A 20,860-nucleotide genomic window follows, 5' to 3' on the forward strand; every position below is an offset into this window, starting at 1 on the left:
GATGTACTTAAATAGTTTAATTATAAATAATATATTGTTTTTACTTATTAAATTATTTAATTAAACATATTCCATATACATTTTTGGTGCTAAGCATAACTTTTTAAATCACTATATTGAATAATAAAAAATTGATATGATGCCTAGCGAAATATAGAGATTTGCTTTATTAAATCTTTTGTTTACAGCAGCTTGCAATGGCTATCTTTTCCCATTTGGAAATAGACTCAGATCTAATTGTATAAGTCTGTGTAGCATTTTAAATTATTAAGCATCTATCAGCCTGTCTGATAAAAGACTTAAGTAAATCTCTCCATAATATGATTTGTGAATTTATTAATTTTATAAATTTACTCGGGTGAATATATGAAAAAGCTCCTAGGATTAGTTCTCGGTTTATCTGTGGGCCTTTCAGGCTGTGGTAAACAAGAAGCTCCTGCAACTGACGCCGCACAACAAAAAGACACTGCAGAAGTGCAAACTGTTACCATGGCTTCGACTGGTTCAGATGCTGATATTTGGCGCTATATTGCTACGCTTCCTGAAACCAAAGAAGCTGGCATTAAACTAGAAGTGAAAAACTTTACTGACTATGTGTCTATGAACACTGCTGTAGCGAACAAAGAAATTGATGTTAATGCATTCCAGTCATATGCCTATATGGTTGCGTTTAATGACAACAATAAAGATAAAATCGCACCGCTTTCGACTACTTATTTAGAGCCAATGGGTATCTATTCAAGCAAAGTCAACAAACTTGAAGAGTTCAAAACAGGTGCAACAATCGCGATTCCAAATGATGGCGCAAACGAATCACGTGCATTGTTACTACTTCAATCTGCTGGCTTAATCAAACTTAAAGCTGATTTTGACGATGTAAAAGGTACACCTGCTGACGTAACTGAAAATGCGAAGAAAATCGTAATCAAACCAATTCAAATGGCGACTGCGGTTCGTGTTAAAGACGAAGTTGATGCGATTGTTTTGGGTAATACCCTTGCGATGGAAGGTGGTTTAAACGTACTGAAAGATGCGGTTTACTATGAGCCAATCGACCAAAGTACAAAAATGAACGTGAACATTCTTGCTGTTGCTGCTGACCGTCAAAATGACCCAGTTCTACAAAAGGTAGGCGCGCTTTATCACACTCCAGCAGTTAAAGCTTACATCGATGAACATTTTGGTGGTACTAAAATTGATGTAAACAAACCAACTAGCTACCTCACTGAAGCAAAATAGTAATATAATTTCTTCAAATAAACAGGCAAAGTTTACTTTGCCTGTTTTTTCATTTTTGAACCCTTTTTTGACGCTATGATCCAATTTAAAAATATCTCCAAGCATTTTGAGCTAAAAGGCCAAACCGTTACAGCACTGGATCAGATTAATCTGGACATTCCAGATGGCTGTATTTTCGGTCTAATTGGCTACAGTGGTGCAGGCAAAAGTACCTTAATCCGTTTAATTAATTTGCTAGAACGTCCTAGTGAAGGGCAAATTATTATTCATGATAAAGACTTTACTGCTTTAAATTCGGCAGAGCTACGTCAAGAAAGAACCAATATTGGCATGATCTTCCAGCACTTCAATTTACTGCAAACCAAAACTGTTGCAGAAAATATTGAAATGCCGCTTAAACTTTTAGGTGTTTCTAAAGCTGAACGCCATAAACGTTTAGAAGAGTTGCTCGAATTTATTGACTTAAAACATAAGAAAAATGCCTATCCAGATGAGCTCTCTGGTGGTCAAAAACAACGTGTCGGGATTGCCCGTGCGCTTGCCAATCATCCTAAAATTTTACTGTGTGATGAAGCAACATCAGCTCTCGATCCGCAAACTACCAAATCGGTATTGGCGTTATTAAAGAAAATCAATCAAGAACAAGGCATTACTATTGTGATGGTCACCCATGAAATGGATGTGATTGAATCTGTTTGTGATTATGTTGCGGTGATGGAACAAGGGAAAATCATCGAACACGGCTCAACCTTAGAGATTTTTAGTCAGCCAAAACACAATACAACCAAAAACTTTATTCAAACTGTATTGCAGCAACAGCTTCCTGTTAATATTTTAAATAATCTAGAAAATCAAAACCATAACAGTATTTATTGTTTAAAATTTCTGGGCAGTTCGGCACAGGAAACCGTCATTCAAGCGGTAATTAAACAGTTTGATATTAGCCTGAATATTTTGTTTGCCAATATGACTGAAATTAATGGTGCGGTGATTGGACAAATGTTCGTTCAGCTATTAGGTGATGCAGCATTGATTCAACAAGCGGTGGCGTTCTTAGAACAACATGGCGTTGAAGTCACTCAAGCAGGAGTTCAGCAATGAGAGATTTAATTGTTCAATGGCTGACTCAAATTACAGCACCCTTTTGGAAAAGTTCTTTGTCTATGGATCAGTTCGTCACTGCCCTACAAGAAACTTTTCACATGGTGTTCTTTGCCATGCTCTTTGGCTGTATTTGGGGTTTTATCCAGGCCGTGATTTTATATGTCTCACGTCCACAAGGCATTTTGCCTAACCGTGTCATCTACCATGGTTTGAACCCGATTGTGAATGCGCTGCGTTCATTGCCATTTATTATCCTCCTGATTGCGGTCATCCCTTTGACCAAAGTCATTGTGGGTACTTCAATTGGTACTTGGGCTGCAATTGTTCCTCTCACAATCTATGTTGGTCCTTACATTGGTCGTTTGATTGAAACTTCGTTGCTTGAAGTGAATGACGGCATCATTGAGTCTGCTCAAGCGATGGGTGCATCTCCGCTGCAAATCATTACTAAATTTGTCCTACCAGAGTCTCGTAGCTCTTTAATTTTAAACTTAACGACTGCAACCATTAGCTTAATTGGTGCAACAGCCATGGCGGGTGCAGTAGGTGCAGGCGGTATCGGTGATCTTGCCATTTCTTATGGTTATCAACGTTTTGATAGTAGCGTGGTCATCATGACCGTCATTGTATTGTTGATTTTAGTACAAATTGTTCAAAGTCTGGGGGACTGGTTATCAAAACTGCGCTAAGCCTGCATAATTCATATATTTAAGCTCTCCTCGGAGGGCTTTTTAGTGTTTAAAATTTAGTTTTTAATGCAGAACTAAAACCAAGATTTCTTTGACCCTAAATTACTTTGACGGCAAATTAGCAACACCATAAAATTTAAAATATAACCTTCAATATTACGTTTCCAAAAACTTGAATTACGACAAAACATCAAAAGAACAGGATTTTATATTCCCCATGGAAACTACACTGCCAGCACAAATTTTCCGCTTAACTTTTTTCACAACTGAGATATTGATCACTTCAGCAGCATCTGCATCCATTGCTGATTATGACTATATCACTAGTATTAAGGTAAATGATGTTGACTTAGCCTTACCCTTGCCTGCATCAAAAGCAAATGCATTAATCAGCAAAAATCCAGTAAAGCTTAAATATGAATATTCAGAATGTACCGGCAATACTGAATTTCATGTCACATCAAAAGGTAAATTTCTAAAATTTGAAATTTATGCAGAGGACAATCCTCAAGTTAAGAATGATTCATTCTATAAAAATAAAAGCAGCTTCGCCCAACTTGGACAGACCAAAGGGGATGTTTGGATGGAATGGCATAAATCCACTCAAATACGCGATAAAATTCAAATTGGGTCAAAACATCTGACAAGCCAATATAACTATCAACAATTTGTAAAAGACTTTCCCAAAAGTGCAAAATTAGCCAATCCAAATGAAGTTGCATATGTGATTTTACTCTCACCGACTCATGCAAAATCCGTACTGAAAGAGCCGCATAACTATGATTTACCCTATATTGGCAATCTAGCCTTCAACTTTAAAAATGGCAAATTACCTGCCTTTTCAGTGAATCAAGGTATTGCTTGCTAAATCGTGATTGTCATACAGCGTTTATTGCTTAAACAGTGAATTTATAAATCTGCATAAAGCCATGCAATAAACGCAAGTTTGAACTCAGAGCATGCTAAAATCAGCAGCTGTTTTCGCAGGGACTCATCTATGCACTTTGTACATCTTGGTATTTTTACAGAATTTTCCATTACTGAATCTATTGTACGTATACCTGATCTTGTTAAAGCTGCAGCTGCAGATGAAATGCCCGCTCTGGCCATTACTGACCTTTCAAATCTACATGCTGCTGTAAAATTCTATAAAAAGTGCTTAGATAAAGGCATTAAACCCATATTTGGTTCAACCATTCGTTTGAATGATGCTGAACACAAAGCTACTCTTCTAGCGATGACCAATAAAGGTTGGCGCAGTCTAACAGAGTTGGTTTCTGAAGGTTATATTTCAGGTCAACAGCTTGATATTCCTTGCGTAAAAAAAGATTGGATTTTAAATCAACACCAAGACTTGATTGTTTTACTGGGTATGCAAAGTGATGTCGGCAAAATGCTTTGCTCTTCCAACCCGCAAAAAGCTGAACCACTGTTAGCTGAATGGGTCGAAAAATTTGGCAATCGTGTTTATCTAGCGATTACACGAACTGAGCGCTCGGGTGAAGAAGACTTTATTCACGAAGCAGTAAAACTTGCGAAGAAATTTAACATTGGTGTGGTTGCTCATAACGATGTGCATTTTATACGTAAAGAAGATTTCGAGGCACATGAAGCACGCGTTTGTATTGCCGATGGCTATGTCCTCGGTGACAATCGTCGCCCTAAAAATTACAGTCCTGAACAGTATTTTAAAACTGCCGAGGAAATGACGGAGCTGTTTGCAGACATTCCTACGGCTATAGAAAATACCTATCACATTGCGCGACGCTGTAATGTGTCATTACGTTTAGGCTTCCATGACCTTCCCGATTATCCAATTCCTGAAGGTCATACAATTGACACCTATTTTGAACATTTATCAAAAGAAGGTTTAGAAGAACGTTTAGCGCATTTATACCCTATCGAACAACGTGGTGACGACTGGCCAGAAATTCGTAAGCCTTATGATGAGCGTTTGGCTTATGAAGTCGGGATCATCCTGACCATGCAATTCCCAGGTTATTTCCTAATTGTCATGGACTTTATTCAATGGTCTAAAGGTAATGGCGTCCCTGTTGGTCCAGGCCGTGGTTCGGGTGCAGGTTCCTTGGTTGCCTATAGTTTAAAAATTACCGACCTAGACCCACTACGTTATGACCTACTGTTCGAACGTTTCTTAAACCCTGAACGTGTATCAATGCCCGACTTTGACGTCGATTTCTGTATTGCAGGTCGTGACCGTGTTATTGACTATGTTGCACGCACTTATGGTCGAGATGCGGTCTCTCAGATTGCAACTTTCGGTACCATGGCGGCAAAAGGTGCAATTCGTGACGTAGCCCGTGTCTTGGGTAAATCTTATGGTTTGGCTGACCGTATTTCTAAAATGATTCCGACCAAGCCTTTAGGTTTAAGTTTGGAAGAATCCATTGAGGCCGAACCACAGCTAAAAGATATTGTCACCAACCCATCAAATCCTGATAACGACGATGCAGCCGAAATTTGGGAAATGGCACTCAAACTTGAAGGCATTACCCGTAATACAGGTAAACATGCCGGTGGTGTGGTTATTGCACCAACCAAGTTAACCGACTATTCCGCTGTACTGTGTGATGCAGATGGAACTAACCGTGTAGCCCAATTCGATAAAGACGATGTGGAAGCTGCAGGTCTAGTTAAATTCGACTTCTTGGGCTTACGTAACTTAACGGTAATTGAAGATGCCATTAAGCACATTAATGCCCGTCCAGATATCACTACACCTGTCGACATTTCCTTAATTCCTTTGGATGACAAACCTGCCTATGCTGTGTTCGCAGATGCAAACACCACAGCAGTCTTCCAGTTTGAATCCGTAGGCATGAAAAAAATGCTGAAAGAGGCACGTCCAAGTAAGTTCGAAGAAATTATTGCTTTCGTGTCTTTATACCGTCCAGGCCCCATGGATCTGATTCCTGACTTTATTTACCGTATGCATGGTGGCGAGTTTGAATACTTACATCCATTACTAGAAAGTGTCCTTGAACCGACATACGGCATTATGGTGTATCAGGAACAGGTAATGCAGGCAGCGCAGTTCTGTGCTGGCTATAGCTTGGGTGGCGCGGATTTACTTCGTCGTGCCATGGGTAAAAAGAAAGTCGAAGAAATGATTAAGCACCGTCAGATCTTTACTGAAGGTGCTGCAACCAAAGGTATTGATGCAGATACGGCCAACCATATCTTCGATTATATGGAAAAATTCGCAGGCTATGGTTTTAACAAATCCCATGCCGCAGCCTACGCCCTTGTTGCATATCAAACCGCTTGGTTAAAAGCACATTTCCCTGCTGAATTTATGTCAGCAGTGATGACCTCGGAAATGCAGAACACGGACAACGTGGTGTTCTTAATCGATGACTGTCGTATTAATGGTCTTGAAGTCTTACCACCTTCGGTCAATATGTCTTTATATAATTTCCATGCCAGCGATCCAAAAACCATCGTCTATGGTTTAGGTGCGATCAAGGGTGTCGGTGAAGCTGCCATGCAGTCTGTGATTGACTCACGTATCCAAGATGGCCCATATAAAGATCTGTTTGACTTCTGTCATCGTATTGACCTAAAAAAAATCAATAAGCGCACGCTTGAAGCATTGATTCGTGGTGGTGCATTAGATTGTTTAGGATTAGAACGCGCTGACTTGATGGCGCAATTGCCAGAAGCTGTACAAGCGGCTGACCAAGCCCGTACAAACCGCGAAACAGGGATGATGGATTTATTTGGTGAAGTTGAAGAAGTTCAGCGTAAACCTTCTAAACCTGTTAAACCGTGGTCAGATGAAGTTCGTCTTAAAGGTGAAAAAGATACTCTTGGGCTTTATCTAACAGGTCATCCGATCGATGTGTATCGATCAGAGCTAAAAGCCTTTATTTCACAGCGCATTAATGAGCTTACGCCTACACGACGTGGTGTCACTACAGTATTTGCAGGCCTCGTCGTCGATATTGCCAACTTCCCGAACCGCATGATGGTGACGCTCGATGATGGTACTGCACGTATAGAAGTGTCTGCGAATCACGAACGTTTTAACCGCTTCAAAGATGTGATTCAAAACGAAAAAGTGGTGGTCATTGAAGGTGAAATTTACGAACGTGAAGGTTTTGATCGGCCAATGGGTCGCTTAACTAAAGCCTTCAGTTTGAATGAAATCCGTCAAAAACGTGCCAATGCCATTCAAATTAAATTAACACCTGAACATTTTAGTAAAACGCTATCACGCGACATCCAAAATATTTTACTGCCTTTCTGCAATGTCGATATGTGTACGCATATACCTGTGCAGTTATATATTGACTATCCATATGCGACGGCCGACATTCATTTGGGCTTAAACTGGAAAGTTGCCCCACTAGATGAATTACTGTCTAAGCTGCGTGACTACTTCGGCAAAGAATCTTTGCATGTCGAATATCATGTCAAATCCAAAGCTGCCAAAGCGGTAAGTTATGAACAAGCCTCTATTCCTGCGCAGGTTCCGCCACCGCCAGATGGGATGAGCATGGATGATGCCATGGATTTATATCAAGCAGAAGCCAATCAATTTTCTTAAAGTTTAAACGCTGTTTGAACTGCTTTTTTAAATAAACATATTGGAAATATCATGAATCAAACTGACAATGCTGCGGTTTCAGCACATCTCTCCCATGTGCGTATTGTCATGGTGAATACAACATTACCCGCAAATATTGGTAGTGCATTACGTGCCATGAAAACCATGGGACTTTCAAAGTTGGTCTTAGTTGCACCGAAGACTTACCCGCATCCGGACATTAATGCTTTGGCTGCCGGTGCTGTCGATTTAATTGATCAAATTGAAATCGTTGAATCATTAGAAGAAGCTATTAAAGATTGTCATATTGTCTTTGGTACTAGTGCGCGTAGTCGTACCATCCCATGGCCATTACTTGACGCTCGCCCTGCTGCCGAAATGTCTCTCAAAGCGGTCTGTGAACAACAGCAAGAAATTGCCGTGGTGTTTGGCCGTGAAGACCGTGGTTTGACCAATGAAGAATTGGCAATGGCCAATTATCACGTCACTATTCCAGTAAATACTGAATATGGCGTCTTAAACGTTGCCCAAGCGATTCAAGTCATTTGCTATGAAATGCGCATGGCCGCCCTTGCACATACTGAGTTAACTGCAAATCCTGATGCCAAGATGCATGTTACTGATGACATCGATATGGAATGGGATGAACCTTTGGTGACCCATGAAATGATGGAACAGTTCTACCCGCATATTGAAAAAATGCTGGCAGAGATTGAATTTATGGATCCAAAAAATCCAAGATTATTACCTTTACGCTTGCGTCGCCTATTTGGACGTATACAATTAGATCGTATGGAATACCACTTATTACGTGGCATCTTTAGCCGAGTACAGGCATTAAATAACGGAACATGGAAAAAATCTACAGACAATGAGGATCAATCTAATGCTTAAGCAGCTCAAAGAAGATATACAGGCTGTATTCGCGCGCGATCCTGCTGCACGAAATACGCTCGAAGTCTTAACGACTTATCCAGGAATTCATGCCTTAATCATGCATCGTATGGCACATGAACTTTGGAAAAAAGAGTGTAAAGGCTCAGCTCGTCTATTGTCTTCTTTTAGCCGCTTTGCCACAGGCATTGAGATTCATCCGGGTGCGAAAATCGGTCGTCGTTTCTTTATTGACCACGGTATGGGTGTGGTGATTGGTGAAACAGCTGAAATTGGTGATGATGTCACCCTCTACCATGGTGTGACCTTAGGTGGCACGACTTGGAACAAAGGCAAACGTCACCCAACTTTGGAAGATGGTGTAGTGGTTGGCGCTGGTGCAAAGATCTTAGGCCCATTTACGGTGGGTAAAAATGCCAAAGTCGGTTCAAATGCCGTCGTGACTAAAGAAGTTCCTGCAAATACTACTGCTGTGGGCAATCCAGCACGCTTTATCACCAAAGATAAACCAAAAGATGAAGCGGAAACACGTCGTCGCGACTATGCAGAAAGTATTGGTTTCCAGCCTTATGCTGCAACCCAAGACCAAACTGACCCGATGTTAGAAGGTATGCGTGTATTGTTAGATCGTATTCAGCACAATGAAAAACGTATGAATAATTTGTGTCAGCGTTTGTCTCTCCTTGACCCAACGTTCAAAAAGCAACAGCTTAATGAACAACCTTTTAGTCAGGAAGAACTTAAAATCATTGAAGATGTGCGCCGCGAATGCGAAGCGCAAAGTTCACAATCTAAAGCTTAACCAAAAGCAATCAGAATAAGTTGCCTTTAACTTGCATGTTGTTCAGAGTTTTTTTAGACTGACCAACATGCTTTTTTTTATAAAATAAATTTAATGGATGAATCATATGACGCTTAAGCCCTTGGCAGTTGCTTGTATTGCTTTAACCCTTGCCGCTTGTGGAAGCGCCCCAACTAAAAATAATGCTCCTAAAGATGCCATGATTTTTGTAGAGCCTGAACTGACTCCACCTTTCTACGCACTCAACCCATTTAACTACGATGCACCACCTCCTTTTGAATTAAATTTACAAAAAGCTGCAGCACAGCCTGTGACTAAGATGGTGGTAACTAGCCCAACCGACCCATCCAAGCAATTAACTCTTGAAGAAAACCGCCTGATTATCCCCACTGTTGACAGCAAAGAACGTTCGATGAAATTTGCTGCTTTAGCAGGTGACAATGAAATCGACATTACTGAAATTGATGATTTCTTACAGCTTGTTGAAGGTAAAGCACGTCACTATCCACCACGTTTTGTTCAACGCCAAGAACGCAAAGGGTTTGAGCTTAAACTCAAGGAAGTTACGCAAAAATTAGATACGCTTGCGTCTAAAGACAACGCTTCTTTTGATATTTTAGTTCGTGCATTTAAAGCCAGTGTGATGGCACGTAACCTTGATTTGGGTTCTGTGTACACAACTAAATCATTAACTTACGCACAACGTATTTTAAAAATCAACCAAGATGATGCAGAAGCAAACTTCTGGTTCGGTTTTGGTTTATCTGAAGGTGGTGGTCAACGTGAAGCGATTCCATACTTAGACAAAGCAATGAAAGCCGGTGTTCAAGAAGCGTATCTTTCTGCAGCAAATAACTATATTGCCATGGAACAAAAAAAGAACGCCATTCAGGTTTTAAAGAACTATAAAGTTAAATATCCACAAGAAGCAGAAGTTGCTGATCGTTTAATTCAAGAAATTGAAAAGCAAGGTCGCTGGAATGTTTGGCAAGTTTTAAATCCACCAAAAGCTGCGTCTTAAATCAGACGATTTAGAAAATTCTTTTGAAAAAAGACCGTTTTAACGGTCTTTTTTCATTTAAGGTGAATTGAAAATCCTGACAATTATCGTATGATTTGAAAATACTTAACCTTATGCGCGGCCTCTTTATGCAGCAAAATATTAAAAAAATACTGCTCCTTGGAATCATAAGTACAAGCGTACTGAGTGGATGTCAGGTCGTCAGTGTCAAAAATCAAAAACTCAATGTTTCGATTGCCAATGAACGTGAAAGTATTATTTCTCGAAATAAACTTAGCGAAGCCAGTTTAAATGTCTTGTCGATGACAGGTCGGGAAGCCAAAGCCTGCACAGAAGACCCGAAAGCCTGTGTTGATGAGTTACAACAAATTCCTCAGATTCAAGATGAACAATTACTTTCTACAGCAAGTGAATTATATTTAGCTAAAGCTATAGAATATGAATCTTCTTCAGCCTGCAAGTTAGGTGTGCTCAGTAGTCACAAATCTGAAGAAAAACAAAAAATTGAACAAGACACTTATAATAAGTGCTTAGATCAACAATTGATACTTCTCGATAAAAGTATTCGCTATAGCTATGCGTACATGTTTAAAACCAAACGTGCGCCTGCTGATCGTATTTTTGATAACCGTCAAGTTCAAATCCGTGATTTCTATAATCAAGGGATTGCCAAATTGGTTAGCAGTTATGCACTACGTTATAAACCGCAAGAAGTCACCCAACAGATTAAAGTTGGGCAAACCACCTATCACATAGACTTCAGCCACTACCCAGAACTCAAAAATCGTAAAATTGAACAATTGATGTCAACCTATAACCTTAACTTCTCAGGTTTACGTTCAATTACCCGCCGAGATGGTTTTGGCTCCGAATTTCTTGTAGTTTTACCCGAAGAACATACGATTGAAACAGGCAAAGCAAAATATATTATCAACCCGATTGATTTTAAATATCCGTCTGGTTCAAATCCTAATATCCATCAAGCGCGCTATTTAGCTGCAACCTTAACGGCTGAACCACTAAGCGCTACAACTACAGTTGATCAAATTTTGAATCAACATGAGTTTCAAATTAAAGCTTACGATCCGTATAAATATGAACAGGTCAATATTGCCAATAAAAACTATGCGCTTGCTGCCAATTTTTCTGCTCCATATGGTCTTTGGTTAGCACAAAATAACTTGGGTAAGGCAGCTTATTTATCACTGATTGACCGAGATGAAAAACTGACGATGCCGCATCTCTACATGCTTGAACCATATAATCCTGACAAGAAAGTTATCGTCTTGGTACATGGCCTTGCTAGCAGCCCTGAAGCATGGATTCGTCTGACTAACGATATTATGGGCGATTCAGTGCTACGTGAACATTATCAAGTGTGGCAAGTCTTCTATTCAACGAATATGCCGATTATTGAAAGCCGCTTCCAAATTTATTCCATTTTGACTCAGACCTTTAGCAAAGTAGACGCCAATGCCGCAGCTAAAAAAGATGCTGTTCTAGTCGGTCATAGTATGGGCGGCATTATTGCACGACTACTGGTCAGCCAAGCCGATACCACGCAAGCAGCTTTGAAAATGATGAATTCACGTCAATTAAATCAGTACCGAAATATTCCAGTCGTGAAGCAGCGTATGGTGATTGATGATATTCCAAATTTCAGCCGCGCAATTTTTTTAGCTGCACCTCATCGCGGTACAGAATATGCAGATCGCTGGTTTACCAAAGCCGCTCGAAAAATCATTAAACTCCCAGGAGCTTTTTTATCGGCCATGGGTGATGTGTTAACTCAAGAAGAAGACCTGAAAGATTTATTTCGTGAAATTGACCATGGCTTGATCCAAAATGGACCAAGTGACTTAAGTCATCAATCAAAATTTATCGCGCTCACTGAAGATATTCAGCCGCGTAAGGGTTTGAAGTTTCATTCAATTATGGGAAATAACACCAACAGTCAAGATAAAAATATTATGACGGATGATATTGTACCATACACTAGTGCTCATCTAGAGGGTGCTGTTTCAGAAAAAATCATTAAAGGGGGTCATTCGATTCAAGAAACCCCTGAAGCTGTACTCGAACTACGCCGTATATTACGTTTGCATTTGATTGAACTTGGCCTCTATAAACCATAAGGCAATACAGCATTTAAATCGATCTACATATTTTAAAACCGATCTCAGGATTGGTTTTTTTTATTTCTGCATTTACTTGAACATGCCATTATTCACGTAATTACTATATAAGCTTTTTTTTTAATCATTTTAAAACTCATAGGCACTCGTTAAACTTTATATAAACCTTATATTGGAGATAAATTATTGTAAAATAAAGACAAAATATTGTGCGCTTTTCCTAATTATTTTATGAGCATATCGAATTATGAAATTATAAGGCTTAAAGTCACTTCATCTGGATGAAATTGGGGGTTAAATCATAACTATATAAAATTAAGTATATTTTACGTCAAGTTTATAATCCATTTATCAACCGCTCTACCGTGAGGTTTTGTCTCAAATCACCAATCGAAATGGTGAGTTAGCTGCACACTATGGCAGCAAAGAGTTTTTACTACTCTTTAGGGTGTTAACTGAAGCTGAAAATTGAACCTTTGGCAGCCAATTTATTACGCAGAATTTAATCACTCGAACTTCCACATCCAGCCAGCCATATGTCTAAATTTGTGAAGATTAGCATCGGTACGGGAACGATCATTCCATCCAAATCTGATCAAATTCAGAAATTTATATAGGCTGCCGATCGTGCACTTTACCTTGCAAAAGGTAGCGGTCGCAACCAATATCGATTAGCTCAGGCTGAAGCGCAGCTTGATGTTTGAGTCAGTTAATCGCATTGTTAATTTATCCATTGTTGAATTTACACACAGACTTTTTTAGCGTTTATAAATAATATTTTGACTGCTTTTTTTACATGCAGACAAACCTTTTCTGGCATTTTCCTGTCACTTTTTTTGCTAGAATCAGCAACACGATTTGTTAACGTACACCTGTGGTTTTGAACGAAGAGACAATATAAATATAAGGACTTTTTCTAAATCCAATTTTCATCAAAACAGTGTTTTTCGTTTAGCAGCGCACAAATTTTTATTTTAAGGTATTTCGTTTCATGCAAGCTGATAATTCCAAAGTTGACCTTTCAACGCTGACCCCAATGATGCAACAGTACATGTCAGTCAAAATGCAAAATCCGCATTCACTGATGTTTTATCGGATGGGTGATTTTTATGAGCTCTTTTTTGAAGATGCGCATAAAGCAGCAAAACTTTTAGGAATTACACTAACACATCGTGGTAAAGCCAATGGTGAGCCTATTCCTATGGCGGGAGTCCCGTACCATGCAGCTGAAGGATACTTAGCCCGCCTTGTAAAAAAAGGTGAAACGGTGGTGATCTGCGAGCAAATTGGTGAGGTAACAGGTAAAGGTCCAGTTGAGCGCGGCATTGTTCGTATCATTACCCCGGGGACATTAACGGATGATGCACTAATTGCCTCTCATCAAAGTTCAAATTTAGTCGCGATCTGCTTACAACAAAATCAGATCGGGATTGCTTTACTAGACCTCAGTGCAGGTATTTTCAAAGTTCAGCAAATGGACTATCAGCTGGAACAATTAGCAATCGAACTTTCACGTTTAATGCCGAGCGAAATTTTGATTGATGAAGATCTCATTGACCCGAATATTGTCGAACAAATTAAACGTCAATTAGACTGCCCTGTCACTAAACGTCCAAACGTCGACTTCAATTTAAATAACGCACAAAAAACGCTGTGTGACCAATTTGCAGTTGCCACACTTTCAGGTTTTGGTATTGACCATTTACCTTTGGCGAAAGCTGCCGCAGCGGCTTTGATTCACTATGCAAAAGTGACTCAAAAAACTGCTTTACCACATATCCGCAGCATTCAACTCGAACAAAGTAGTGATTTTGTGGCGCTCGACCCCGTCACTCGTCGTAACTTAGAACTGATTGATCCCCTATTTGAACATGGTACTTCCCTGTTCCAACTAATCAATGATTGCCAAACTGCGATGGGTGGCCGTCTATTAAGTCGTACCTTAATGCAGCCTTTACGAGATACCGCTTTATTGGATGCACGTTTAGATGCATCACAAGCGATGCTGCAAGGCTATCATGAGTCTCCGATCCGCTTAGTTCTCAAAGAAATTGGTGATATTGAACGTGTGCTATCTCGTGTAGCTCTCGGCAGTGCTCGACCACGAGACCTAGTTCAGTTACGTCAAACTTGTGCACAAATTCCCTATCTTCGACATGCACTTGAACCGATCATTCAGTCACACCAATCTAAGCTGATCGCTCAGTTAAATGATGAAATGGGTGATTTTCACGGCTTACATGAGCGTCTCATGTCTGCCATCGTAGAAAACCCGCCAGTGCTTTTACGTGATGGTAATGTGATTGCCGAGGGTTTCGACACTGAACTCGATGAACTGCGTAAAATTCGTGACCATGCAGGACAATTCCTCATCGATCTTGAAATTAAAGAGCGTGAACAAACCGGAATTTCAACCTTAAAAATTGGTTATAACCGAGTTAGTGGTTACTATATTGAACTAACTCGCGCACAAGCTGAACAAGCACCTGATCATTATATTCGCCGCCAAACCCTTAAAAATGCTGAACGCTACATTACCCCTGAGCTTAAATCCTTTGAAGATAAGGTGCTTTCAAGTGAGTCACGTGCATTAGCGCGCGAAAAAATGCTTTTTGAACTATTACTCGATGAATTACGTGCAGATATTGGCAACTTACAAATGATGAGCGCCGCTATAGCGCAAATTGATTTACTGGCTAATTTTGCCCATCAAGCTCGATTACGCAATTGGTCACGTCCTGAATATAGCCCTGAAGTTGGGATCAAAATCAAAGCCGGACGTCACCCAGTTGTGGAATCTCTGAGCAAATCAGCATTTACTCCAAATGATACCAGTTTGGACTTTAATCACCGCATGGCGATTATCACAGGGCCAAATATGGGCGGTAAATCGACGTTTATGCGCCAAACTGCCTTAATCAGCTTATTGGCCTACTGTGGTAGCTTTGTCCCTGCCCAATCTGCCGTATTAGGGCCTATCGACCGGATATTTACCCGTATTGGATCTGCCGACGACTTGTCTACAGGCAAATCAACCTTCATGGTGGAAATGACTGAAACCTCTCAGATTCTTCATCATGCAACCAATCAATCACTGGTACTGATGGATGAAGTTGGGCGTGGTACGAGTACCTATGACGGCTTATCTTTGGCGTGGGCATGTGTACTCGATCTCACGCGTCGTATTAAATGTTTATGCCTATTTGCAACGCATTATTTTGAACTCACCGAGTTAGGCAAAGACGCTAATATCGATAACTATCATGTAACTGCTCGTGAGCTAAATGGCAACCTGATCTTACTGCATAAAGTCCAACAAGGCCCGGCGAGTCAAAGTCATGGTCTACAGGTGGCAAAGCTTGCGGGTATTCCCGCAGCAGTGATCAAAGAAGCGCAAAATCGACTTCGTATTTTAGAAACTCAGCAAAAACAGCAACTCAATACTGCTTTACAAACCGATCTATTCTCGGCACTCACAGAGCCCGAAGTAATTGAACGCGTGGTGGAAGTTGAAAAAACATCGCCCGTACTTGATGCCTTAGCAGATTTAGATGTAGATAACTTAAGTCCACGCGAAGCACTACAACAGCTTTACGCCTTAAAGGATTTACTTAAGATCTAAATTGAGCAGAAGCGATAGATGAGATATGCAAAGAACACCTATGAAGGTGTTCTTTGCATTGACTCCATTTAAATGTGTAAATTAGTAAATATTTGCTATCTACTACTGCGGCTATTCAGCAATAAATTGATAAAAAATTAATGTTGTTAAATGTTTCATGCTTAAAATACACATTAAAAATATTGTTCGATAAACAGATGTAATTTAATCAGTTTTTGAGTATGATTCTCATTCATTGTGAAATTTACATAAATTGTTCAGTTTTTAGTGATTTTAACAGCACTGCATATAATAATTATCAATAAAAGGAATTGTTAGTTACCCTATTTTTTGCCTAAAATACACCATTAGTTTATTAGAACCATATTTTTTAGGTAGCTGTCGCCATGACCTTTGTTGTCACTGAAAACTGTATTAAATGTAAATATCAAGACTGCGTAGAAGTTTGCCCTGTTGACTGTTTCTATGAAGGTCCAAACTTCCTTGTTATTAATCCAGATGAATGTATCGACTGTGCGCTATGTGAACCTGAGTGTCCAGCTAACGCGATTTTCTCTGAAGATGAGTTACCTGAAGGTCAAGAAGTATTTATCGAACTTAATACTGAACTTTCTCAAAAATGGCCGAACATCACTCAAATTGGTGATCAACCTGCCGACCGTGAAGAATGGAACGGTAAAGCTGATAAATTACAATATCTCGAAAAGTAATTTTACGCTTTCATGAAAAGATCAGCACATGCTGATCTTTTTTTATACTTAAAGCACACATTTCATTGCAAATTATTCAAATTTTATCAATCAAATTGGATTAAAATAGAACGAGTTTATAAATAATTGATTTCTATAATGAAGCATTTACTTAAGGGATTATTGTCCGTTGCAATATTCCCTCTTGTTTTCATTGGTTGTACAACTACACCACAAAAACAAGGTCACACTATTACAACTCCCGACGGTAAACGTATTTACATACCTCAAGAAAAAGTGACGACCATCAGACAAGCCCCGCCTAAAGTGGTGCCTTATGCGTACAACTCATGGGTAGCGTCTGTTGATAATTTACGTCGCGTTCGAGACTATGAAGTCTTTTTAGAGAAAAATGGTGTAGGCAATATCATCCCTTCATTTGAGCTGATGCGTACTGCACGTGATTGGCAAAAATGTGGTCGCTCAGAATATATGGTGCCTAACCGTGAATTATGGCAAAACCAAATTGCGACCTTACGTGTCTTTAAATATTTAGTAGCTGCAAATATCTTAACGGACTTTGAAGTGACTTCGGTTTATCGTGATTTGCCTTTGAACCAGTGTGCCGGTGGTGCAAGTTCATCTCGTCATTTATACAACTCGGCGATTGATTTCCGTATTGGACCTGCGTACCCGCAGCCCGAAGACTACAGTTATATTGAAAATACCAAGTTCCGTTTATGCCAATTTTGGTCACAACACGGGCAGAGTCTCAATATGGGATTAGGTTTATATGCCAGCGGACAAATTCATATTGATACTCAAGGCTACCGTACTTGGGGGCCTGATCACTCAAGTCGCTCATCAATGTGTAATTACTAAAACATTACATCGTCATATCAAGACCTCTTCGGAGGTCTTTTTTGTACATAAAATATTCAAATATAGAACAATAAATTGCGATGTTGGTGGAAAGGTTTAAAATGCTTGCATCAATCACGAGGTGCGACAACATGCAACAAATGTGGACAGACATTGATGCTTACATCGATTCACATTTAATTCCAGAAGATCCAATATTGACTCAAACACTTCAACATACGGATGAACGTGGCTTTCCTGATCATCTTGCTGTAGCGGCTAATCAAGGCATGCTGCTTCAAATGTTAATCCAAATGAACAAGTGTAAACGCGTTTTAGAACTTGGAACTTTTGCAGCCTATAGCACCATGTGGTTAGCACGTGCATTACCTGAAGATGGTTACATTCTGACCATTGAAGGTCGTGATACACATGCTGCCCTCGGTCAAGAAAATATTGATAATGCAAAGCTTGCACAAACGATAGAACTGAAATGTGGTCGTGCGGCAGATATTTTACGTGCCCTTCCTGAAGATACCGAACCTTTTGACTTTATTTTTGTCGATGCAGACAAACAGAGCTACCCTGAATATTTAGAATTAAGCTTAAATTTATCTCATTCAGGTACAGTGATTGTTTTAGACAATGTAATTCGTGCAGGTGAGATTCTAAATGCTGAAAACCACAAACCAAGCATTGAAGGTATCCGTGATATGTTCAAAGCCATGCAAAATCATCCAAAAATTTTATCCTGCACAGCACTTCAAACTGTTGGTTGCAAAGGTCATGATGGTTTTGCAATTGCAATCGTTAAATAATCTTAATCAAGATGTTTTTTAGACACCTCGAATAAAGGTACAAAAAACAATCAATATAATATTTTATTTTAAAAACAATTACTTACAAATACTACACACAGAGTTATCCACAATTTTTGAGGATAACTCTGATTATTTTTAAATCAACAACTTATTATTTATTTACTCGTAATTGTCCGTCTATTAAATCAACTGTTCGTTTGCTCAACTTATTTTACAACCAACAATGGAACACTCGAATTTCTGAAAATACTGGTTGTAATACTGCCCAAGAAGAACTGATGGATTTTACTGTGGCTAAAAGCGCCAAGTACGATTAACTGAATGCCATGCTCTTGTTGATAGTCCAGAATATTTTCCGAAACATCGCCATAACGGTATTCTGTCACCACATCGAGACCGGCATTGGTTAAATAATTTTTTGGATCATCCAAGATTTGTGGGTGATCTCCAACATAAACCAAATGACATTGTAAGAGTTTGAGTAGATCACTTTGTGCCACACGCTTCATTAACTCAACGCATTTAGGCGAATATTCATAGGCAAAAATAAAACGTGTCGGTGGTTTAAACGTTGGCCCTACGGTCATAACTGTACAACTTGCACCACGTATAAAGTTTTCAACATTACTACCAAGCGGCTTATTGCGCTCTGCTGAACGTTCACCTACCCGACCAATCAAAACAATGTCGTCATCTTGCAAAATATTAAAACTTTGCTCTAAGAAGTCACCCTTTTCCTGAATATGGGTGGTTTGAATCCCATGCTTATCTTGGATCATTTCAGAAATGTGTTTGAGCAAGTTATTACTATAATCTAACGCTAAATCACTTTGTTTTTGTTCTAACTCCGCGAGTTCTTTCAAGAGCATGGCATTACTTTCAAACCCAATCACGCCACTGATTTCACCTAAGTGATAACTTGCCGGATAGTAATCAAGTATTTGCAGTAAAACCAACTCGCGGTGAGTTTGTTTAGCAACCCAAGCAGCAGCATCAGCTAGTGCATTAATGCATGGAGAAGAGTCGATACAGGCGATAACTCGTTTCATGATTAGCCCTCGTTTTATTATTGCTTGGCTATAAAATGTTGTTTGTTATTTTTAACTTATCACAACTCTGTTTCACTGTGCATGCAATTGTGTAAGCATAAAAAATATTTATGACGTATTTGGCGATTATTTATTCACGATATCGAATGAATTTTGCAGGATTTCCAGCAATGATTGCACGCGCTTCGACATTTTTCGTCACCATACTGTTCATACCGACTACAGCCTGCTCAGCAATGTGAATGCCATCCTTGATTCCAACATGCGCACCTAACCAAACATCACGCTCTATCTTAATCCCTTGTGATCGTACAGCCTGCTGATAGATCGGTTGATTGACATCCATTCCATGATCGAAAGCGTATAAATGGCAATATGCCGCCATACGAACTTGATCATGAATTTTGATGCCCACTCGCCCACCATCTAAAATACAGTGATGATTGATCGCCACTTCATTGCCTATTTCTATTGGGCCATGCAAAGTGCAATCCGCCGCAATAAAGCTGTTATCTCCAATGACAATCTTACGTCCCGGTTCGGCAAAAATATGAGCCAATGGCGATATAAAACAGTTTTCACCAATTTCCACAGTTTCCATCGATTTGAGATAGTCTTGATATTCCTGTTGCCAAGCTTCGGCCCAACCACGATTTTTCGGTTTGAGTGACCAATACAACCAAGGCATATAATTTAGACGATGCTTATGTTGCTCTCGATATTTCAATAATGGATCTATTTCATTCATCTTCAGCAGCCTCTACGATATACAGTTGTTCACGTCCGCGAGTTACATCTTGAATCTTTAACTGTAGCGGTTGGATTTGATGAATTTGCAATGCTGCAAGTACATTTACGCCCTGCGCTGTATAGTCTTCCTGAAATTCAATTTGCTGCTGATTGAGCTCATATTGGAAAATTGCCCATTCATTAAACTGACAACTAAATTGCACTTTTTTCTTCTCAATAAGTTCAATTTTTTCAGCTTGTAAAAGGCATTGACCTGCACAGCCACCATAGGCACGTACCAATCCCCCTGTCCCGAGCTTAATTCCGCCATACCAACGATTAACCAAGACCAACACGTTGGTTAGGTCATTCCCTTCTATGGTTGCTAGAATGGGCCGACCTGCTGTGCCTGAAGGCTCACCATCATCATTAAAACGTACGGTATGTCCAATTTTCCATGCCCAACACTGATGTGTTGTTGAGATATCTTTATGGGCTTCGAGAAATTCTTTAACGGCTTGTTCATTTTCCACAGGAACTGCGATGGCTTGAAAACGACTTTTTTTAATGTCTTCTTCATATTCAAACTGTGCGGCGAGTGTAAATGGCATAACGTCTTTAGATCCTGTATCAAA

General features: G+C 39.7%; 16 protein-coding genes. 13 read left to right on the forward strand and 3 right to left on the reverse strand.

What is annotated here, in order from left to right:
- The first annotated feature begins 366 nt into the window (after positions 1 to 366).
- The 13 genes from FTT92_RS03835 (at position 367) to FTT92_RS03895 (ending at position 18,444) form a co-directional block, all read left to right on the forward strand.
- Entirely contained in the window at positions 367 to 1,239 is an 873-nt protein-coding gene (locus FTT92_RS03835) for a MetQ/NlpA family ABC transporter substrate-binding protein (RefSeq protein ID WP_180171489.1), read from the forward strand.
- Positions 1,240 to 1,314: 75 nt separating this feature from the next.
- The gene (locus FTT92_RS03840; RefSeq protein WP_180084292.1) at positions 1,315 to 2,340 is read left to right on the forward strand and encodes a methionine ABC transporter ATP-binding protein; all 1,026 of its coding nucleotides are present in this window, start codon (positions 1,315 to 1,317) and stop codon (positions 2,338 to 2,340) included.
- Positions 2,337 to 3,032 carry a methionine ABC transporter permease gene (locus FTT92_RS03845; RefSeq protein WP_078188742.1) on the forward strand — a complete coding sequence of 232 codons (696 nt, stop codon included), beginning with the start codon at positions 2,337 to 2,339 and terminating at the stop codon, positions 3,030 to 3,032. The genes FTT92_RS03840 and FTT92_RS03845 overlap by 4 nt, the downstream gene beginning before the upstream one ends.
- Before the next feature lie 172 nt (positions 3,033 to 3,204).
- Entirely contained in the window at positions 3,205 to 3,900 is a 696-nt protein-coding gene (locus tag FTT92_RS03850; RefSeq protein WP_257231577.1) for a hypothetical protein, read from the forward strand.
- A gap of 129 nt (positions 3,901 to 4,029) precedes the next feature.
- On the forward strand, positions 4,030 to 7,602 hold the full coding sequence (gene dnaE / locus FTT92_RS03855; RefSeq protein WP_180171490.1) for a DNA polymerase III subunit alpha: 3,573 nt from the start codon (positions 4,030 to 4,032) through the stop codon (positions 7,600 to 7,602).
- Between the two features lie 51 nt (positions 7,603 to 7,653).
- Complete coding sequence (locus FTT92_RS03860) at positions 7,654 to 8,496, forward strand: RNA methyltransferase (RefSeq protein WP_180127926.1); 843 nt, start codon at positions 7,654 to 7,656, stop codon at positions 8,494 to 8,496.
- Positions 8,489 to 9,298, forward strand: a complete 810-nt coding sequence (gene cysE, locus FTT92_RS03865; protein ID WP_111883774.1) for a serine O-acetyltransferase — start codon at positions 8,489 to 8,491, stop codon at positions 9,296 to 9,298. Before FTT92_RS03860 ends, cysE begins: the two co-directional genes overlap by 8 nt.
- Positions 9,299 to 9,404: 106 nt before the next feature.
- Positions 9,405 to 10,319: an ABUW_2363 family tetratricopeptide repeat lipoprotein gene (locus FTT92_RS03870; RefSeq protein WP_078193555.1), complete on the forward strand. Its 915-nt coding sequence runs from the start codon at positions 9,405 to 9,407 to the stop codon at positions 10,317 to 10,319.
- Positions 10,320 to 10,447: 128 nt separating this feature from the next.
- Positions 10,448 to 12,454 carry a triacylglycerol lipase gene (locus FTT92_RS03875; RefSeq protein ID WP_180094456.1) on the forward strand — a complete coding sequence of 669 codons (2,007 nt, stop codon included), beginning with the start codon at positions 10,448 to 10,450 and terminating at the stop codon, positions 12,452 to 12,454.
- A 991-nt stretch (positions 12,455 to 13,445) separates the two neighbouring features.
- Positions 13,446 to 16,076, forward strand: coding sequence for a DNA mismatch repair protein MutS (gene mutS / locus FTT92_RS03880; RefSeq protein ID WP_180171491.1), 2,631 nt, complete (start codon positions 13,446 to 13,448; stop codon positions 16,074 to 16,076).
- 386 nt (positions 16,077 to 16,462) lie between these two features.
- Entirely contained in the window at positions 16,463 to 16,786 is a 324-nt protein-coding gene (gene fdxA, locus FTT92_RS03885; RefSeq protein ID WP_004651686.1) for a ferredoxin FdxA, read from the forward strand.
- 138 nt (positions 16,787 to 16,924) lie between these two features.
- Positions 16,925 to 17,647, forward strand: coding sequence for a D-Ala-D-Ala carboxypeptidase family metallohydrolase (locus tag FTT92_RS03890; protein WP_078188751.1), 723 nt, complete (start codon positions 16,925 to 16,927; stop codon positions 17,645 to 17,647).
- Positions 17,648 to 17,778: 131 nt separating this feature from the next.
- Positions 17,779 to 18,444, forward strand: coding sequence for an O-methyltransferase (locus FTT92_RS03895; RefSeq protein ID WP_078193558.1), 666 nt, complete (start codon positions 17,779 to 17,781; stop codon positions 18,442 to 18,444).
- A gap of 209 nt (positions 18,445 to 18,653) precedes the next feature.
- On the opposite strand, the gene FTT92_RS03900 is transcribed toward FTT92_RS03895, so the two are convergent.
- The 3 genes from FTT92_RS03900 to FTT92_RS03910 all read right to left on the reverse strand — a co-directional run bounded on the left by FTT92_RS03900 (position 18,654) and on the right by FTT92_RS03910 (position 20,836).
- Positions 18,654 to 19,496: a universal stress protein gene (locus tag FTT92_RS03900; protein ID WP_078193559.1), complete on the reverse strand. Its 843-nt coding sequence runs from the start codon at positions 19,494 to 19,496 to the stop codon at positions 18,654 to 18,656.
- 130 nt (positions 19,497 to 19,626) lie between these two features.
- A complete protein-coding gene (locus FTT92_RS03905; RefSeq protein WP_180171492.1) occupies positions 19,627 to 20,244 on the reverse strand; it encodes a DapH/DapD/GlmU-related protein in 618 nt (205 codons plus the stop codon).
- The gene (locus FTT92_RS03910) at positions 20,237 to 20,836 is read right to left on the reverse strand and encodes a YigZ family protein (protein WP_180102637.1); all 600 of its coding nucleotides are present in this window, start codon (positions 20,834 to 20,836) and stop codon (positions 20,237 to 20,239) included. Before FTT92_RS03910 ends, FTT92_RS03905 begins: the two co-directional genes overlap by 8 nt.
- Positions 20,837 to 20,860 lie beyond the last annotated feature (24 nt).

Origin of the sequence: Acinetobacter sp. YH12023, assembly GCF_013420135.1 — a bacterium.
In the GTDB taxonomy this organism is placed as follows: domain Bacteria; phylum Pseudomonadota; class Gammaproteobacteria; order Pseudomonadales; family Moraxellaceae; genus Acinetobacter; species Acinetobacter amyesii.